The organism is Rhizobium sp. 10N427, from assembly GCF_056394605.1.
In genome coordinates this window covers 366,757-381,676 of sequence record NZ_JBFTID010000002.1, presented here as the reverse complement: position 1 = coordinate 381,676, position 14,920 = coordinate 366,757, and the positions used below count along the sequence as shown (strand labels likewise).

Sequence of the window (14,920 nt, the reverse complement as noted above, 5' to 3'; positions counted from 1 at the left end):
AGTTAACAACGCTGTCACAATCCATGTCAACTACTGTCATGAAAAGAAATTTTCAGGATGCGCTTGACAGTGTGGAGAACCTGAAGAATTCTTTTCTTATTAATTTTTTATAAAGCCATCTGGCGAGGCGTTGCCCCCGTGCTCACTGAACTGAAGGTGCTAAGCGAAGCAGAAGGAAGTTGCGTCAGCATCGAGCGGCGCGACGGCAAGAGCGCGCTGCTGATCATCTGCGAGCATGCGTCGCGAACGCTGCCTGAACGCTATGGCGATCTCGGCCTTTCGAAGGATGCGCGGGAGAGCCACATCGCCTGGGATCCGGGGGCTTTGGCGGTTGCGAGCGGTATTTCCGCCGCACTTGACGCCACGCTCGTCTCGCAGCGTTTTTCCCGCCTGATCTACGATTGCAACCGCCCGCCGGAAGCGCCGGGCGCGATGCCGGAGAAGAGCGAGATCTATCCCATTCCGGGCAACCAGAATCTCGGCGCGGAAGAGCGCAAGGCTCGCACCGAAGCGCTGTACATTCCTTTTCACGATGCCGTGCGCAGGCTGATCGCGGAGCGAAAGGCGAGGGGGCAGGAGACCGTCGTCGTCACAATCCACAGCTTTACGCCTGTTTTCAACGGCAAGCCGCGTGCAGTCGAGCTCGGTATCCTGCACGATGCCGACAGCCGCCTCGCGGACAAGATGCTGACGGCTGCGGCCGATGCGCCGCTCTACAAGACAGAACGCAACGAGCCCTACGGCCCTCAAGACGGCGTGACGCATACGCTGATCCTGCACGGGGTTTCCAACGGGTTCCGCAATGTAATGATCGAGGTCCGAAACGACCTCATCAAGGACGATGCCGGCCAAGGGGTCATGGCCGACTATCTCTCAGGGCTTCTCCAGCAATGTCTGGAAGGCTCACCCTAAAAAGAAAAAGGCCCCAGGGAGCAGCTTTGCTGCGGACCGCCCGATGGCAAATGCCACGGGCAATTTGGCACAAGATCGACCGCAATCCCGCGGCCGATCGGGAACAGGGGGAAGTCATGTCTGACTATACCGATCTGGATAAGAAGCAGGACATGAGTGTCCTGCATTCCATGGGCTATGCCCAAGAACTTGAACGGCGCATGAGCTCGTTCTCGAACTTCGCAGTCTCGTTTTCGATCATTTGCATTCTCTCCGGCGGCATCAATTCGCTGGCTCAGGCAACGGCAGGTGCCGGTGGCGCGGCAATCGGCATCGGCTGGCCGATCGGTTGCTTCGTCTCGCTCGTCTTCGCCGTGGCGATGGCGCAGATCAGCTCTGCCTATCCGACGGCCGGCGGCCTCTATCACTGGGGGTCGATCCTCGGCAACCGCTTCACCGGCTGGCTGACCGCCTGGTTCAACCTGCTCGGTCTGGTCACCGTTCTCGGCGCCATCAATGTCGGTACCTATTACTTCTTCATGGGTTCCTTCGGCACCAGCTATTTCGGCCTGACCGATACGACTGTCGTGCGTATCGTCTTCCTGATCATCATCACCGGCGCACAGGCTCTCGTGAACCACATGGGTATCGGCCTCACCGCCAAGCTCACGGACTTCTCGGGCTATCTGATCTTCGCAACGGCCATCGTGCTTTCGGCCGTCTGCCTTTTTGCGGCTCCGTCCTATGAAATCGGCCGGCTCTTCACCTTCGCCAACTATTCCGGCGAAGCTGGCGGCAATGTCTGGCCGGCGACATCGGGCACCTGGGTGTTCCTGCTCGGTCTGCTGCTGCCGATCTACACGATCACCGGCTATGACGCTTCGGCGCATACGTCCGAAGAAACCGTCAAGGCAGCGCATTCCGTGCCGCGCGGCATGGTTTCATCGGTGCTGTGGTCGGCCCTCTTCGGCTACATCATGCTATGCTCGTTCGTCCTCATGCTGCCGAACATGGACGATGCCGCAAAGCAGGGCTGGAACGTGTTCTTCTGGGCGATGGACGCGCAGGTTAATCCTGTCGTCAAGGATATCCTCTACTTCGCAATTCTGGTCAGCCAGTGGCTGTGCGGCCTTGCGACCGTCACCTCGGTGTCGCGCATGATCTTCGCCTTCTCGCGTGACGGCGGTCTTCCGGCTTCCAAGGCACTTGCCAAGGTCAGCCCGAAATACCGTACGCCGGTTGCTGCGATCTGGACGGGTTCGATCCTCTCGGTCCTGTTCGTCTGGGGCTCTTCGCTCGTCTCGATCGGCGATACGCCGGTCTATACGATCGTCGTCTCGTGCACGGTCATCTTCCTGTTCTTCTCCTTCGCGATCCCGATCACGCTCGGCCTCTTCGCCTGGGGTACGTCGAAGTGGGACAAGATGGGCCCGTGGAACATCGGCGAGGGCGCCTTCAAGCTGTTCGCGGTGCTGACGGTCCTGGCGATGATCCTGATCTTCGTTCTCGGTGTTCAGCCGCCGAACGGTCCGGCTCTCTACGTCACGGTCGGCTTCCTTGTCCTGGCCGGCATCGTCTGGTTCGGCTTCGAGAAGCGCCGCTTCAAGGGCCCGCCGATCGGCGACGAAGTGGCACGCCGTCAGGCGGAAATCGCTGCTGCCGAAAAGGCCGTGGGCGAACACTAGAGCCTAGAGGCTTCCCTCTCGAATGGCGGGGCCGCGGCGCACGCGGCCCCATCCCCGGTTCAATGAAAAAGCATCAGGCGGGCTTCGTCTCGCCGCTGCATGCCCTTTCGTTGTTCCGAAATCGCAAAATCAAAAATTCAGGCGGGTAAATCATGACCACCAGCTACACTCTCGACGATCTCAAGAAGGACGTGGCCGAGGGCCGCATCGATACCGTTCTGGCGTGCCAGATCGACATGCAGGGCCGCTTGATGGGCAAGCGCTTCCAGGCTGAGTATTTTCTCGACAGCGCCTGGAAGGAAACTCACAGCTGCAACTATCTCGTCGCCACCGACATGGAGATGGAAACCGTCTCCGGCTACAAGGCGACCAGCTGGGAGAAGGGCTACGGCGACTATACGATGAAGCCGGACCTCTCGACGCTGCGGCGCATTCCGTGGCTCGAAGGCACGGCCCTGGTGCTCTGCGATCTGCTCGATCATCATACGCATGAGGAAGTTGCACATTCGCCGCGCGCCATCCTGAAGAAGCAGGTGAAGCGTCTGGAAGCGATGGGCATGAAGCCGTTCATGGCATCCGAGCTCGAATTCTTCCTTTTCGACCAGACCTACGAGTCGGCTCACGCCGCGGGCTATCGCAACCTGAAGCTCGCCAGCGCCTATAACGAGGACTACCACATCTTCCAGACCACCAAGGAAGAAGAGGTAATGCGGGCGATCCGCACCGGTCTGCAGGGCGCCGAAATCCCCGTCGAAAACTCGAAGGGCGAGGCTTCCGCCGGACAGGAAGAGATTAACGTTCGCTATGCCGAAGCTTTGACGATGGCCGACCGCCATACGATCATCAAGAACGGCTGCAAGGAAATCGCCTGGTCGAAGGGCAAGGCCATCACCTTCCTTGCCAAGTGGCATTACAACGCTGCGGGCAGCTCGTCGCATATCCACCAGTCGCTCTGGAGCCTCGATGGCAAGAAGGCGCTGTTCTTCGACGAGAAGGGCAGATACGGCATGTCGCCGCTGATGGAAAACTATGTCGCCGGTCTTCTCGCGCATGCGAGCGAGATCACCTATTTCCTGGCGCCCTATATCAATTCTTACAAGCGCTTCATGGCCGGCACCTTCGCGCCGACCAAGGCGATCTGGAGCAAGGACAACCGCACCGCCGGCTACCGCCTCTGCGGCGATGGCAGCAAGGCGATCCGCATCGAATGCCGTGTCGGCGGCTCCGACCTCAATCCCTATCTGGCCTTCGCGGCGCTGATTGCCGCAGGCATCGACGGCATCGAGAACAAGCTTGAACTCGAAGCGCCCTTCGTGGGAGATGCCTATGGTGCCCGCAAGGTGCGCGAAATCCCGCGGACGTTGCGCGCTGCGACGGTTGCCATGACCAAGTCGAAGATGCTGCGTAGTGCCTTCGGCGATGATGTCATCGACCACTACACGCGCGCTGCCGAATGGGAGCAGGAAGAATACGATCGTCGCATCACCGACTGGGAAGTGGCGCGCGGTTTCGAGAGAGCATAAGAGGCGTATCGAAGGCGGATGCAATAAGCGCCTCATGATCTCCATATATCCGGAGATGGTGGTGGCTGCGTCCGCCATAGGTCGCTAAAAACATAGGATGAAGATCATGGCAATGATCCAATGCATATCACCCGTGGACGGATCGGTTTACGCCGAGCGTCCGGCGCTGCCGCTGGAAGCGGCGAAGGAAGCCGTGGCCCGTGCGCGCAAGGCGCAGAAGGCCTGGGCGAAGCGTCCGCTCGAAGATCGCGTTCAGCTGGTGCTGAAGGGTGTCGCGCGTCTCAATGAGATGTCGGACGTCGTCGTGCCCGAGATCGCCTGGCAGATGGGCCGTCCGATCCGTTATGGCGGCGAGTACAAGGGCTTCAACGAGCGCTCCAATTACGTGGCCTCGATCGCTGCCGAAGCGCTGGCGCCGCTCGTCGTCGAAGAGAGCGACAAGTTCGAGCGCCGCATCGAGCGCGAAGCCCATGGTGTCGTCTTCGTCGTCGCCCCCTGGAATTATCCCTATATGACGGCGATCAACACGATCGCTCCGGCGCTGATGGCGGGTAATACCGTTGTGCTGAAGCATGCGTCGCAGACGCTACTGGTTGGCGAGCGCCTCGTACAGGCTTTCGTGGAGGCCGGTGTCCCTGAAGATGTCTTCCAGAATGTCTTCCTCGATCACCAGACGACCTCGGCTCTGATCGCGGCCGGCAGCTTCAACTTCGTCAACTTCACCGGCTCGGTCGAAGGTGGTCGCTCCATGGAGCGGGCGGCGGCTGGTACCTTCACCGGTCTCGGCCTCGAGCTCGGTGGCAAGGATCCGGGCTATGTCATGGAAGACGCCGATCTCGACGCTGCCGTCGATACGCTGATGGATGGCGCGACCTACAATTCCGGCCAGTGCTGCTGCGGGATCGAGCGCATCTATGTGCACGAGTCGCTCTACGACAGCTTCGTCGAGAAGTCGGTCGCCTGGGTGTCGAACTACAAGCTCGGCAATCCGCTCGATCCTGAAACCTCGCTCGGCCCGATGGCGCACAGGCGCTTTGCCAAGGTGGTCCGCGATCAGATCGCCGATGCGGTTTCCAAGGGCGCCAAGGCGCTGGTCGATCCGAAACTCTTTCCGCAGGACGATGGCGGCGCCTATCTCGCACCGCAGGTTCTCGTCAATATCGACCATTCGATGGCCTTCATGCGCGAAGAAACCTTCGGTCCGGCTGTCGGCATCATGAAGGTCAAGAGCGACGAGGAAGCGCTGGCGCTGATGAACGACAGTCAGTACGGCCTGACCGCTTCGCTGTGGACCAAGGACGCGGAACGGGCAGGGCGGCTTGGCCGCGAAATCGAAACCGGTACGGTGTTCATGAATCGCGCCGATTATCTGGATCCGGCGCTTTGCTGGACCGGCGTCAAGGAAACCGGCCGCGGCGGCTCGCTGTCGATCATCGGCTTCCAGAACCTGACGCGTCCGAAATCCTACCATCTGAAGAAAGTAACAGCATGAGCAGCAATATCACAGCCAACTGGAGCTATCCGACAGCGGTCAAGCTCGGCCGCGGCCGCATCAAGGAGCTCGCCGACGCCTGCAAGAGTCTCGGCATGAAGAAGCCGCTGCTGGTCACCGATCGCGGCCTTGCTTCCATGGCGATCACCAAGAACGCGCTCGACATTCTCGAAGACGCCGGTCTCGGCCGCGCCATCTTTGCCGATGTCGATCCGAACCCGAACGAGAAGAACCTCGAAGCCGGTGTGAAGGCCTTCAAGGATGGCGGTCATGACGGCGTCGTCGCCTTCGGCGGCGGCTCCGGTCTCGATCTCGGCAAGTGCGTCGCCTTCATGGCAGGCCAGAGCCGTCCGGTCTGGGATTTCGAGGATATCGGCGACTGGTGGACCCGTGCCAGCATCGAAGGCATCGCACCGATCGTTGCCGTGCCGACGACGGCGGGGACCGGCTCGGAAGTCGGCCGCGCCAGCGTCATCACCAATTCGGCGACGCATGTGAAGAAGATCATCTTCCATCCGAAGTTCCTGCCCGGCGTCGTGATCTCCGATCCGGAACTGACCGTCGGGATGCCGAAGATCATCACCGCCGGCACCGGCATGGATGCTTTCGCGCATTGCCTGGAAGCCTATTCCTCGCCGTTCTACCATCCGATGTCGGCTGGTATCGCGCTTGAAGGGATGCGCCTCGTCAAGGAATTCCTGCCGCGCGCCTACAAGGAGGGCACGGATCTGGAAGCCCGCGCCAACATGATGGCAGCCGCCGCCATGGGCGCCGTCGCGTTCCAGAAGGGCCTTGGCGCCATCCACGCGCTGTCGCACCCGATCGGCGCCGTTTACAACACCCATCACGGCATGACCAATGCCGTCGTGATGCCGGCCGTGCTGCGTTTCAATCGCGCTGTGATCGAAGAGAAGATCGCCCGTGCGGCGGCTTATCTCGGCATCGCCGGAGGTTTCGACGGCTTCTATGATTACGTGCTGAAGCTGCGCTCCGAACTCGGCGTTCCCGAAAGCCTCTCGGCGATGGGAATCGCGCCTGACAGGATCGACGAATTGTCAGCGATGGCGATCGAAGACCCGAGCGCCGGTGGCAATCCTGTCACGATGACGCTCGAAAACACCAAGGCTTTGTTCAAGGATTGCTTCTGAGTTAACCAAGGCGGACCAACCAGCTGGCCCGGAAAGCGCAGGCTTTCCGGGCTTTTTTTGTCTGCAAACATCCCAAATTCTAGGGATGTAAGAAATCCGGGCTGCAATTTCGGCTCGTCCGTTTAGATTTTGTTAACCACGATTGGAAAGGATGCATTAACCGCACGATGAATCGAAAAGTGCGTATGAGAGCGATAACCGGCTCGCCACTTTTCCCTTCGAGGACCTGATATGCCAGTCATTACTTTTGCAAATACCAAGGGCGGCGCCGGCAAGACTACGGCCGTGCTGCTGCTGGCGACCGAGCTTGCGCGCAAGGGGTATCGCGTCACCATTCTGGACGCCGATCCCCAGCATTGGATTTCCCGCTGGCATGAGATTTCCGGCAACGTGAAGAACGTCTCTGTCATCGACTTCGTCACCTCGGCATCGCTGCCGCTGCATATCAGCGAGAACAAGGCCAATACCGACTATTTCATCATCGATCTGCCGGGCGCGCGCAATCCGCTGCTTGCCACTGCCGTCGGTCTTTCCGACCACGTGCTGATCCCGATCCAGGGCTGTGCCATGGATGCCCGCGGCGGCGCGCAGGTTCTGGAACTGCTCCAGTATCTGGATGAGAAGGCAGGCATCAAGATCGGTCATTCCGTCGTCCTGACCCGCGTCAACTCGATGGTCACGACCCGCGCGCTGCAGCTGGTCAAGGCGCTGCTCAATGAGCGTCACGTGCCGGTTCTCGACACGGCGATCATCGAACGCTCGGCTTTCCGCGACATCTTCGATTGCGGCGGCACGCTCGCCACCATGGATGCGACCCGGGTCTCGAACCTCGAAAAGGCCCGCGAAAATGCTCTCTGTTTCGCAGAGGAAATGATGCGCAAGCTGCCGGTCAAGCTTCCGGTTGCGGCACGTCTTTCCGGCCTGCTGATGCGTGACGCGGCCTGATTTCACAAGCCGAAACAAAAAAGCCGCCGGGAGACCGGCGGCTTTTTTTGTTTCAATGCATGGCGATCAATCGACGAATTCGACCGTGACGCCGGGCTTGACCATCTTGGCCAGTTCCGTCGCGTCCCAGTTGGTCAGGCGGATACAGCCGTGGCTCTGGGTGCGGCCGATCTTCGAGGGCTCTGGGGTACCGTGAATGCCGTAGGTCGGCTTGGAGAGTGCGATCCAGACTGTGCCGACCGGGCCGTTCGGGCCTGGCGGAATGTTCAGGACCTTGTCGTTGGCGCCCTGTTGGAAGTTGATCTTCGGATTGTAGGTGTAGCCCGGGTTCAGCGCGACACGATCGACTTGCACCGTGCCAGACGGCGAGGGCGTGTCGTTGGAGCCGATCGAGGCCGGGTAAGCGGCGATCAGGTTGCCCGCGTCGTCGTAGGCGAAGACCTGCTTCTTGGCCTTGTCCGCCAGAATCTTGGCGACCGTGCCGGTCTTCGGGTCGCCCGGATTGACAACCTTGATGATGGTGCCGGGGACGGTGAAGTCGGCGCCGGGGTTCATTTCCTTCAGGAAGGCTTCGTCCATGTGGAAACGCTCGGCCAGCATCTCGGTCGTGGACGTATAGGCGAGCGACGGCAGAAGCGCCTTGTGTGCGTAGTCTTCCGGAATCTCGGCGACATAGGGGCCAGCCGCGTCTGCAGGGGTGATCGTATAGCTGATAACAGGCAGGCCGCCCGACAGGCGCAGCTGTTCAAGGATCGCGTCGGTATTATTCGGATCGAGATTTTCGCCGGTCATCTGGTTGTAGGCATAGATCGCCTTGGTGACGTTCGAGCCCATGTGTCCGTCGATGACACCTGGCGAGATGCCGGAGCGGTCGAGGAACACCTGCAGCGCGACGATCTCCGGCTTCGACTTGCCCTTCAGGGTGATCGCCGGCTCTTCGGGTGCTCTTGGCTGCTGTGCCTGAGGTGCCTGCTGATCGGGATCGATCGCGGCATAGTCGCCGTTATCAGGATAGGGCTGATCGAGCGGTTGACGCTCGATGCTTCCGTCACGCGGGATCGCGCCGGTGACTGCGCCGCGCTCCATGTAGCGGGTGCTGCCATAGCGCGTCTGATCGCCGCTCTCGGCATTATAGGGGTCGTTGTTATAGGGATCGCGCGAGGGAGCCGCGGGATAATAGCCCTTGGAGCGCATTTCGGTGGCGACGACATTGCCGTAGCTGTCGACGAGAACGCGATTGCCGTTACGGTCGCGCGAATAATAGACGTCGGCGCCCGGCGGGATATAGTCGACGATCTGGCCATCCGGCGTGACCATGACGACGTCGCGCTGGCGGCGGCCATATTGCTGCGCGTCCGCGACCGGCGCGACGGATGTGACGGCCAGAACGACAGCGGCGAGCGAAAGGCCGTATTTCAGAATGCGATTCACGTCTTGCACCTCAAGCAGGGACTGGGCCGACACACACCCGCGAATTTTGACGCTAGTGTGGAATTTATGAATTCGTACTGAACAAATTATGAAAATATCCGTGATCACTTGCGTGAAGCTAAACGTTTGGTTTGCCAAGGCGGTTCCTCAGCGGATCGCCGGTTGCGGGCAATCATGCGCGACGTGATTGACGAAACCTTGCGCTGCCCCTAACGCTACGGCAGTTTTGAGACAGGGGAGGGATTGAAATGATCGAGTTTGCAGCCGCCAAGGGGCCGCGCCTGATGCTTGACGAGACGTCGGTGATGGATATCGGCGCCTGCGTCGTCGATGGCGTCGATATTTCGCCCAAGCGCGCCATTCCGGATGACGGCGACCCGCGTATCGACCATTCGCTCGAAGGCTTCCTGTTCACCTGCGGCCCCGACCATATCCGTCACCGCGAGCCGATCCCGGGCCGCACCGACGGCGCGATCTATCCGCTGCATGGCTCGGTTTCCGGCCACAAGGCGAAGGTGCTGTGGACCAAGTTCGAAAACGGCAATGCCGAATGCCGCGCCGATATCGATCTTGTCACCGTCGAGGGACTGCCGCAGCGCATCGAGCGCCTCTGGACGATCGATGGCGCGACGGGCGAAGTCTCGCTCGAGGACAAGGTCATCAATACCAGCGACCAGACCGTCCCGACCTTCCTGATGTACCACATGAATGTCGGCGGCAAATGGTTCGACGAGGGCACCCGGCTCGAAGGCAAGATGCTGGAAGACGGCGGTTTCCCTTGGACCTTCGGCGACGAACTCGGCGGGTTGTTCTGCGTCGAGGCACCGGCGACCGAAGGTGGCTTTGCCGAAGTGCGCCTCGGGCCGATGAAGGCCGTGCATGGCAAGACGCTGAGGGTGCGCACGCGCTCCGATACGCTGCCGCACCTGCAGGTCTGGCGCAACCAGAATGCACCGGCGCATATTCTCGGCATCGAGCCGGTCTCGCATCGCTGGGTGCTGCGCAGCGAGCTGGAGGCGGCGGGCGAATTCAACATGCTGAAGCCCGGCGAAAGCCGCAGCTATGCGCTGACCTTCGCCTTTGTATGAGCTAACAATTGTTGACGCTCGCGGTCGCGCATCGTAGAGCTTCTGCCGTTCATTTTCAGGAGGTACGCGTGATGGACATCCGCCAGATCGACGACGACTATTCGGTATCCGGCCAGATTGCGGTCGAGGATCTCGACCAGATCAAGGCTCTGGGTTTCAAGTCGATCGTCTGCCATCGCCCGGACCAGGAAAGCCCCGACCAGACGCCGTTTTCCGTGATCGCGGCGCGCGCCAAGGAACTTGGCTTGGAGATCGCGCATGTGCCTGTCGGCACCATGGGCGTTACCGAGGAAGCCGTGACCGGCATGGTCGACGCGCTTGACGAATTCCCGCGCCCGATGCTCGGCTACTGCCGCTCTGGCGCCCGTTCCACCGCGATCTATCAGAAGACCCATCATATTCGCGGCTGACCCTGCGGCGCGGTTTTGTCCGCGCCCTTCATTCCATAAGAAACTCAGGAGAAAACCATGAGCATCAAGCGCATCGGCCCCGGTCCCCGCATGAGCGGCGCCGTCGTCCACGGCAACACCGTTTACCTCGCCGGCCAGGTTGCCGAAGGCGAGAGCGTTACGGATCAGTGCAAGGCTGCTCTTGCCGAAGTCGACCGCCTGCTGGCGGCTGCCGGCTCCAGCAAGTCGAAGATCCTGCAGACGCTGATCTACCTCTCCGACATTGCGGACTTCGCCGAAATGAACGCTGCCTGGGAAGCCTGGGTCGATCCGGCCAACACACCGGCCCGCGCCACCAGCGAAGCCAAGCTTGCTGCACCGAAATACAAGGTCGAGTTCATCGTCACGGCTGCGATCGACTGATTTTCCGGAATTACCGAAACGGGAAGCCGGTGGGTTCGCTCACCGGCTTTTTGTTTGGAGCCCTCAGCTCTTCGTCCTGATCTGCGTCAGCGTGCGTGCCGGGGTAATGGCCTCAGGATCGAGCTTGATCTCGATGATCGCCGGCTTGCGGCTGGCACGGGCGCGCTCGAAGGCGGGCACGAATTCCGCCGTCGTTTCGACGGTTTCGCCGTGGCCGCCATAGGCGCGGGCAAGGGCGGCGAAGTCAGGGTTGGTGAGATCGGTGCCGCTGACGCGTCCCGGATATTCCCGCTCCTGATGCATGCGGATCGTGCCGTAGATGCCGTTGTTGATGACAAGCACGATTATCGGCAGGTTGTAGCGGACGGCGGTGGCGAATTCCTGGCCGTGCATCATGAAGCAGCCGTCTCCGGCAAAGCAGATCACTTCGCGCTCCGGAAAGAGCTGTTTGGCGGCAACGGCGGCGGGCAGGCCGTAGCCCATTGAGCCTGAGGTCGGGGCCGCCTGAGTGTTGAACTGCCGGAAGCGGTGGAAACGGTGCAGCCAGGTGGCGTAGTTTCCGGCGCCATTGGTGAAGATCGCATCGGCTCTCGTATTGCCTTCGATCCAGTCCATGATCGGCCCCATCTGCACCGGGCCGGGGCCGGTTTGCGGCGGCTTCGACCATGTGAGATAGGCCTGGTGCATGCGCTCGGTACGCTCTGCCCAGCGCGGTTCGCCCGGCGCTTCGAGATCGGCCAGTGCATCGACGAAATCCTGCGGCGACGCGCAGATGGCGAGATCCGGGCGATAGATGCGGCCGAGCTCGGATGCATCGGGATAGATATGGACGAGCTGCTGCTGGGGATAGGGGATATCGATCAGCGTATAGCCTGACGACGGCATCTCCGACATGCGGCTGCCGAGCAGGATCAGCAGATCGCTTTCCTTGATCTCCTTGGCGAGTGCCGGATTGATGCCGATGCCGACATCGCCTGCATAGCTCGGATGCAGATGATCGAACAGCATCTGGCGGCGGAAGGAGCAGCCGACCGGCAGCTTGAAGCGCTCGGCGAAGGCGCGGACATCGGCGACCGCATCGGCATCCCAGCGGGTGCCGCCGAGGATCACCAGCGGACGCTCGGCCTTCAGCAGGCGCATGTAGAAATCATCGATCTGGCGGCGGCCGGGATAGGCGGCAACGCGGACATAGGGCTTGGCGCGGGGTGCCTCGACCTCGTCGCGCAACATGTCTTCGGGCAGTGACAAGACGACGGGGCCGGGACGGCCGGATGTGGCGATGGAAAAGGCGCGGGTGACGAATTCCGGGATGCGTGCGGCATCGTCGATCTCGCCGACCCATTTGGCATATTCCGTCAGCGCCCTGCGGAACTCGACCTCCTGGAAGGCTTCGCGCTCGCGGGCATCGCGCTGGACCTGGCCGATGAACAGGATCATCGGGATCGAATCCTGGCGGGCGATGTGGAGACCGGCCGAGGCGTTTGTGGCGCCGGGGCCGCGGGTGACCATGCAGATGCCGGGTTCGCCCGTCAGCCGGCCCCAGCAATCGGCCATCATCGCAGCACCACCTTCCTGGCGGCAGACGATGACTTCGATATCGCTGTCGTGAAGGGCATCGAGGACCGCGAGGAAGCTTTCGCCGGGAACGCAGGAAAGGCGGGTGACGCCATTTGCCTTTAACGCTTCGACGATCAATTCTCCGCCGGTCTTTCTCATGATGCCTGTTCCCTCCCTTGTGCCTTCAGTTCCAGCGCTTCGAGTTCGGCGAGCACCTCCTCCTGGTGCTCGCCGAGGCGCGGGCTCGGTCTTTCGTAGCGTAGCGGTGTTTCCGAGAGAACCACAGGGGTTCGAACCGTCGGGATCAGCGTTCCTGCGGCATCGGCGAGATCGAGCCGCAGGCCGCGGGCAATGACCTGCGGATCGGCAAACATCTCCTCGATCGTATTGATGGCGCCGGCCGGTACGGCATTATCCTCACAGGCCCTCAGGAGATCGGCCTTCTGCCAGTTCAATGTCTTGCCGGAGACCAGGCGGCGGACCTCGTCGCGGTTGGTGACGCGCGCCTTGTTGGTGGCGAAACGCTCGTCCTCGCCGATGCCGTCGAGGCCGAGGATGGTGCAGAGGCGGCGGAACTGGCCGTCATTGCCGACGGCGAGAATGAGATAGCCATCGGCGGCCGGAATGACTTCGTAGGGCGAGATGTTCGGATGCGCATTGCCGAGCCGCACCGGCGCCTTGCCGGACACGAGGTAATTCATGTTCTGGTTGGCGAGAATGGCGGACTGCACATCGAGCAGCGCCATATCGACCAGCTGGCCTTCGCCGGTCTTCAGCGCGTGGATCAGTGCCGCCTCGATGGCCGAGACGGCATAGATGCCGGTGAAGATATCGGCGATGGCGACGCCGGCCTTCATCGGCTGCCCGTCTGGCTCGCCGGTGACGGACATGAAGCCCGACATGCCCTGGACGATGTAATCGTAGCCGGCGAGATTGGCATAGGGGCCGGTCTGGCCGAAACCGGTGATCGAGCAATAGACGAGTTTGGGATTGATCTGGCGCAGGCTCTCGTAATCGAGACCGTATTTGACGAGACCGCCGAGCTTGAAATTCTCGATCAGCACATCGGCTGTTGCAGCCAGGCGGCGGACCAGCGCCTGGCCTTCCTCTGTCTTGAGGTCGGCGGTGATCGAGCGCTTGTTGCGGTTGGTGGAATGGTAATAGGCGGCGGAAAGATTTTCGCCGTCGGCGCCCTCGACGAAGGGCGGCCCCCATTGCCTCGTATCGTCGCCGCCATCGGGATTTTCGACCTTGATGACGTCGGCTCCGAGATCGGCCAACATCTGCCCGGCCCAGGGACCGGCAAGCACGCGGGCCAGTTCGATGACCCTGATGCCCGCAAGCGGCGGCTTTTTGCTGCTGACCGTCATGTTCCTCCCGCGGGCGGATTACGGCGCCCGTGTTGCCTCAGATGTATCGGATACGGGCTTGGATGCAAAGCGCCGCTCGCGCCAGATGATGTAGAGGCCCGAAGCGATGATGATCAGGATACCGAGCCATTTGATGGCATCCGGGAAGTCGCCAAAGACCAGCCAGGCGAAGATCGTCGCCGAGACGATCTCGAAATATTGCAGCGGCGCCAGCGTCGATGCCGGAGCGGCGCGATAGGCATAGACGCCGAGAATGCCGGCGATCGCCGCCATGACGCCGACGCCTGCGAGGTAGCCGAAGGCGATAGTGGAGGGCATGACCGGATCGAAGACATCGGAGCCGCTGCCTTCGCCGACATAGAGAATGATCGCGCAGAACAGCAGGCCCCAGAGGCCCATCTGGAACTGCATGACCCAGGGGTCTTCGCGCTGCGCCAGGGCCCGGTTCATCATCGCCGAAATGGCGATGCAGACGGCGCTGACGACGGGAAGCAGCGCCACGAAGCCGACTTCCTGGAAGCTCGGCTGGATGATGAGGATGGCGCCGAAGAAGCCGACGCCGCAGGCTGTGTAGCGCCGCCAGCCGATGGCTTCGCCGAGGAAGATGCTGCTGAGGATCGTCAGGATGATCGGCTCGACAAAGAAGATGGCGATGGCATCGGCGACCGACATGTATTTCAGCGTCGCGACGAAGGAGATCATCGAAATGGTCATGATGATCCCGCGGATCGCGTGATAGAAGGTCTGCTTCCACGACAGGTCGGCGAGGTTCTTGCGCCAGATGACGACGGGCAGCATGCAGATCGCCTGGACGGCGAAACGCGCGGCGGTGATCTCCGCTGACGGGACGGTGGCGATCGCCAGCTTGGCGAAGATGTCGATCAGCGGTGAAAACAGCACCGACAGAAGCATGAGCGCCAGGCCCATGGTGACTTCGGAAGAGGAGTTCGTCTTCATTGCAGCGCCTGCCATCTCGGA

General features: G+C 61.3%; 13 protein-coding genes. 9 read left to right on the top strand and 4 right to left on the bottom strand.

Features of this window, described 5'->3' with window-relative positions:
* Positions 1 to 138 precede the first annotated feature (138 nt).
* The 6 genes from AC1DIJ_RS06320 to AC1DIJ_RS06295 all read left to right on the top strand — a co-directional run bounded on the left by AC1DIJ_RS06320 (position 139) and on the right by AC1DIJ_RS06295 (position 7,684).
* On the top strand, positions 139 to 912 hold the full coding sequence (locus tag AC1DIJ_RS06320) for an N-formylglutamate amidohydrolase (RefSeq protein ID WP_112386950.1): 774 nt from the start codon (positions 139 to 141) through the stop codon (positions 910 to 912).
* A gap of 116 nt (positions 913 to 1,028) precedes the next feature.
* A complete protein-coding gene (locus tag AC1DIJ_RS06315) occupies positions 1,029 to 2,576 on the top strand; it encodes an amino acid permease (RefSeq protein ID WP_112387444.1) in 1,548 nt (515 codons plus the stop codon).
* A 152-nt stretch (positions 2,577 to 2,728) separates the two neighbouring features.
* Positions 2,729 to 4,099, top strand: coding sequence for a glutamine synthetase family protein (locus AC1DIJ_RS06310; RefSeq protein ID WP_112386951.1), 1,371 nt, complete (start codon positions 2,729 to 2,731; stop codon positions 4,097 to 4,099).
* A gap of 106 nt (positions 4,100 to 4,205) precedes the next feature.
* On the top strand, positions 4,206 to 5,591 hold the full coding sequence (locus AC1DIJ_RS06305; protein WP_112387445.1) for an aldehyde dehydrogenase family protein: 1,386 nt from the start codon (positions 4,206 to 4,208) through the stop codon (positions 5,589 to 5,591).
* On the top strand, positions 5,588 to 6,739 hold the full coding sequence (locus AC1DIJ_RS06300) for an iron-containing alcohol dehydrogenase (protein WP_112386952.1): 1,152 nt from the start codon (positions 5,588 to 5,590) through the stop codon (positions 6,737 to 6,739). Before AC1DIJ_RS06305 ends, AC1DIJ_RS06300 begins: the two co-directional genes overlap by 4 nt.
* Positions 6,740 to 6,970: 231 nt before the next feature.
* On the top strand, positions 6,971 to 7,684 hold the full coding sequence (locus AC1DIJ_RS06295) for a ParA family protein (RefSeq protein ID WP_112386953.1): 714 nt from the start codon (positions 6,971 to 6,973) through the stop codon (positions 7,682 to 7,684).
* Positions 7,685 to 7,750: 66 nt separating this feature from the next.
* Here AC1DIJ_RS06295 and AC1DIJ_RS06290 read toward each other — a convergent pair whose 3' ends face one another.
* Positions 7,751 to 9,115 carry a L,D-transpeptidase gene (locus AC1DIJ_RS06290; protein WP_112387446.1) on the bottom strand — a complete coding sequence of 455 codons (1,365 nt, stop codon included), beginning with the start codon at positions 9,113 to 9,115 and terminating at the stop codon, positions 7,751 to 7,753.
* A gap of 248 nt (positions 9,116 to 9,363) precedes the next feature.
* On the opposite strand from AC1DIJ_RS06290, the gene AC1DIJ_RS06285 reads away from it, so the two are divergent.
* The 3 genes from AC1DIJ_RS06285 (at position 9,364) to AC1DIJ_RS06275 (ending at position 11,015) form a co-directional block, all read left to right on the top strand.
* The gene (locus tag AC1DIJ_RS06285) at positions 9,364 to 10,203 is read left to right on the top strand and encodes a DUF4432 family protein (RefSeq protein WP_112386954.1); all 840 of its coding nucleotides are present in this window, start codon (positions 9,364 to 9,366) and stop codon (positions 10,201 to 10,203) included.
* 71 nt (positions 10,204 to 10,274) lie between these two features.
* Positions 10,275 to 10,613: a protein tyrosine phosphatase family protein gene (locus tag AC1DIJ_RS06280; protein WP_112386955.1), complete on the top strand. Its 339-nt coding sequence runs from the start codon at positions 10,275 to 10,277 to the stop codon at positions 10,611 to 10,613.
* A gap of 57 nt (positions 10,614 to 10,670) precedes the next feature.
* A complete protein-coding gene (locus AC1DIJ_RS06275) occupies positions 10,671 to 11,015 on the top strand; it encodes a RidA family protein (protein WP_112386956.1) in 345 nt (114 codons plus the stop codon).
* A 63-nt stretch (positions 11,016 to 11,078) separates the two neighbouring features.
* Here the strand turns inward: AC1DIJ_RS06275 and AC1DIJ_RS06270 are convergent, their stop codons facing one another.
* Genes AC1DIJ_RS06270 through AC1DIJ_RS06260 form a run of 3 tightly spaced genes read right to left on the bottom strand, consistent with a single transcriptional unit; the run spans position 11,079 to position 14,914 of the window.
* Complete coding sequence (locus AC1DIJ_RS06270; RefSeq protein WP_112386957.1) at positions 11,079 to 12,731, bottom strand: thiamine pyrophosphate-binding protein; 1,653 nt, start codon at positions 12,729 to 12,731, stop codon at positions 11,079 to 11,081.
* A complete protein-coding gene (gene caiB, locus AC1DIJ_RS06265; RefSeq protein ID WP_112386958.1) occupies positions 12,728 to 13,942 on the bottom strand; it encodes a succinate--glutarate CoA-transferase in 1,215 nt (404 codons plus the stop codon). Before caiB ends, AC1DIJ_RS06270 begins: the two co-directional genes overlap by 4 nt.
* 18 nt (positions 13,943 to 13,960) lie before the next feature.
* Entirely contained in the window at positions 13,961 to 14,914 is a 954-nt protein-coding gene (locus AC1DIJ_RS06260) for a DMT family transporter (protein WP_112386959.1), read from the bottom strand.
* Positions 14,915 to 14,920 lie beyond the last annotated feature (6 nt).

Bases quoted from the DNA above. Each gene is read 5' to 3' on its own strand.
- AC1DIJ_RS06275 (WP_112386956.1), top strand. From the start codon at position 10,671: ATGAGCATCAAGCGCATCGGCCCCGGTCCCCGCATGAGCGGCGCCGTC.
- AC1DIJ_RS06280 (WP_112386955.1), top strand. From the start codon at position 10,275: ATGGACATCCGCCAGATCGACGACGACTATTCGGTATCCGGCCAGATT.
- AC1DIJ_RS06270 (WP_112386957.1), bottom strand. From the start codon at position 12,731: ATGAGAAAGACCGGCGGAGAATTGATCGTCGAAGCGTTAAAGGCAAAT.
- AC1DIJ_RS06315 (WP_112387444.1), top strand. From the start codon at position 1,029: ATGTCTGACTATACCGATCTGGATAAGAAGCAGGACATGAGTGTCCTG.
- caiB (WP_112386958.1), bottom strand. From the start codon at position 13,942: ATGACGGTCAGCAGCAAAAAGCCGCCGCTTGCGGGCATCAGGGTCATC.
- AC1DIJ_RS06295 (WP_112386953.1), top strand. From the start codon at position 6,971: ATGCCAGTCATTACTTTTGCAAATACCAAGGGCGGCGCCGGCAAGACT.
- AC1DIJ_RS06260 (WP_112386959.1), bottom strand. From the start codon at position 14,914: ATGGCAGGCGCTGCAATGAAGACGAACTCCTCTTCCGAAGTCACCATG.
- AC1DIJ_RS06305 (WP_112387445.1), top strand. From the start codon at position 4,206: ATGGCAATGATCCAATGCATATCACCCGTGGACGGATCGGTTTACGCC.
- AC1DIJ_RS06285 (WP_112386954.1), top strand. From the start codon at position 9,364: ATGATCGAGTTTGCAGCCGCCAAGGGGCCGCGCCTGATGCTTGACGAG.
- AC1DIJ_RS06310 (WP_112386951.1), top strand. From the start codon at position 2,729: ATGACCACCAGCTACACTCTCGACGATCTCAAGAAGGACGTGGCCGAG.
- AC1DIJ_RS06300 (WP_112386952.1), top strand. From the start codon at position 5,588: ATGAGCAGCAATATCACAGCCAACTGGAGCTATCCGACAGCGGTCAAG.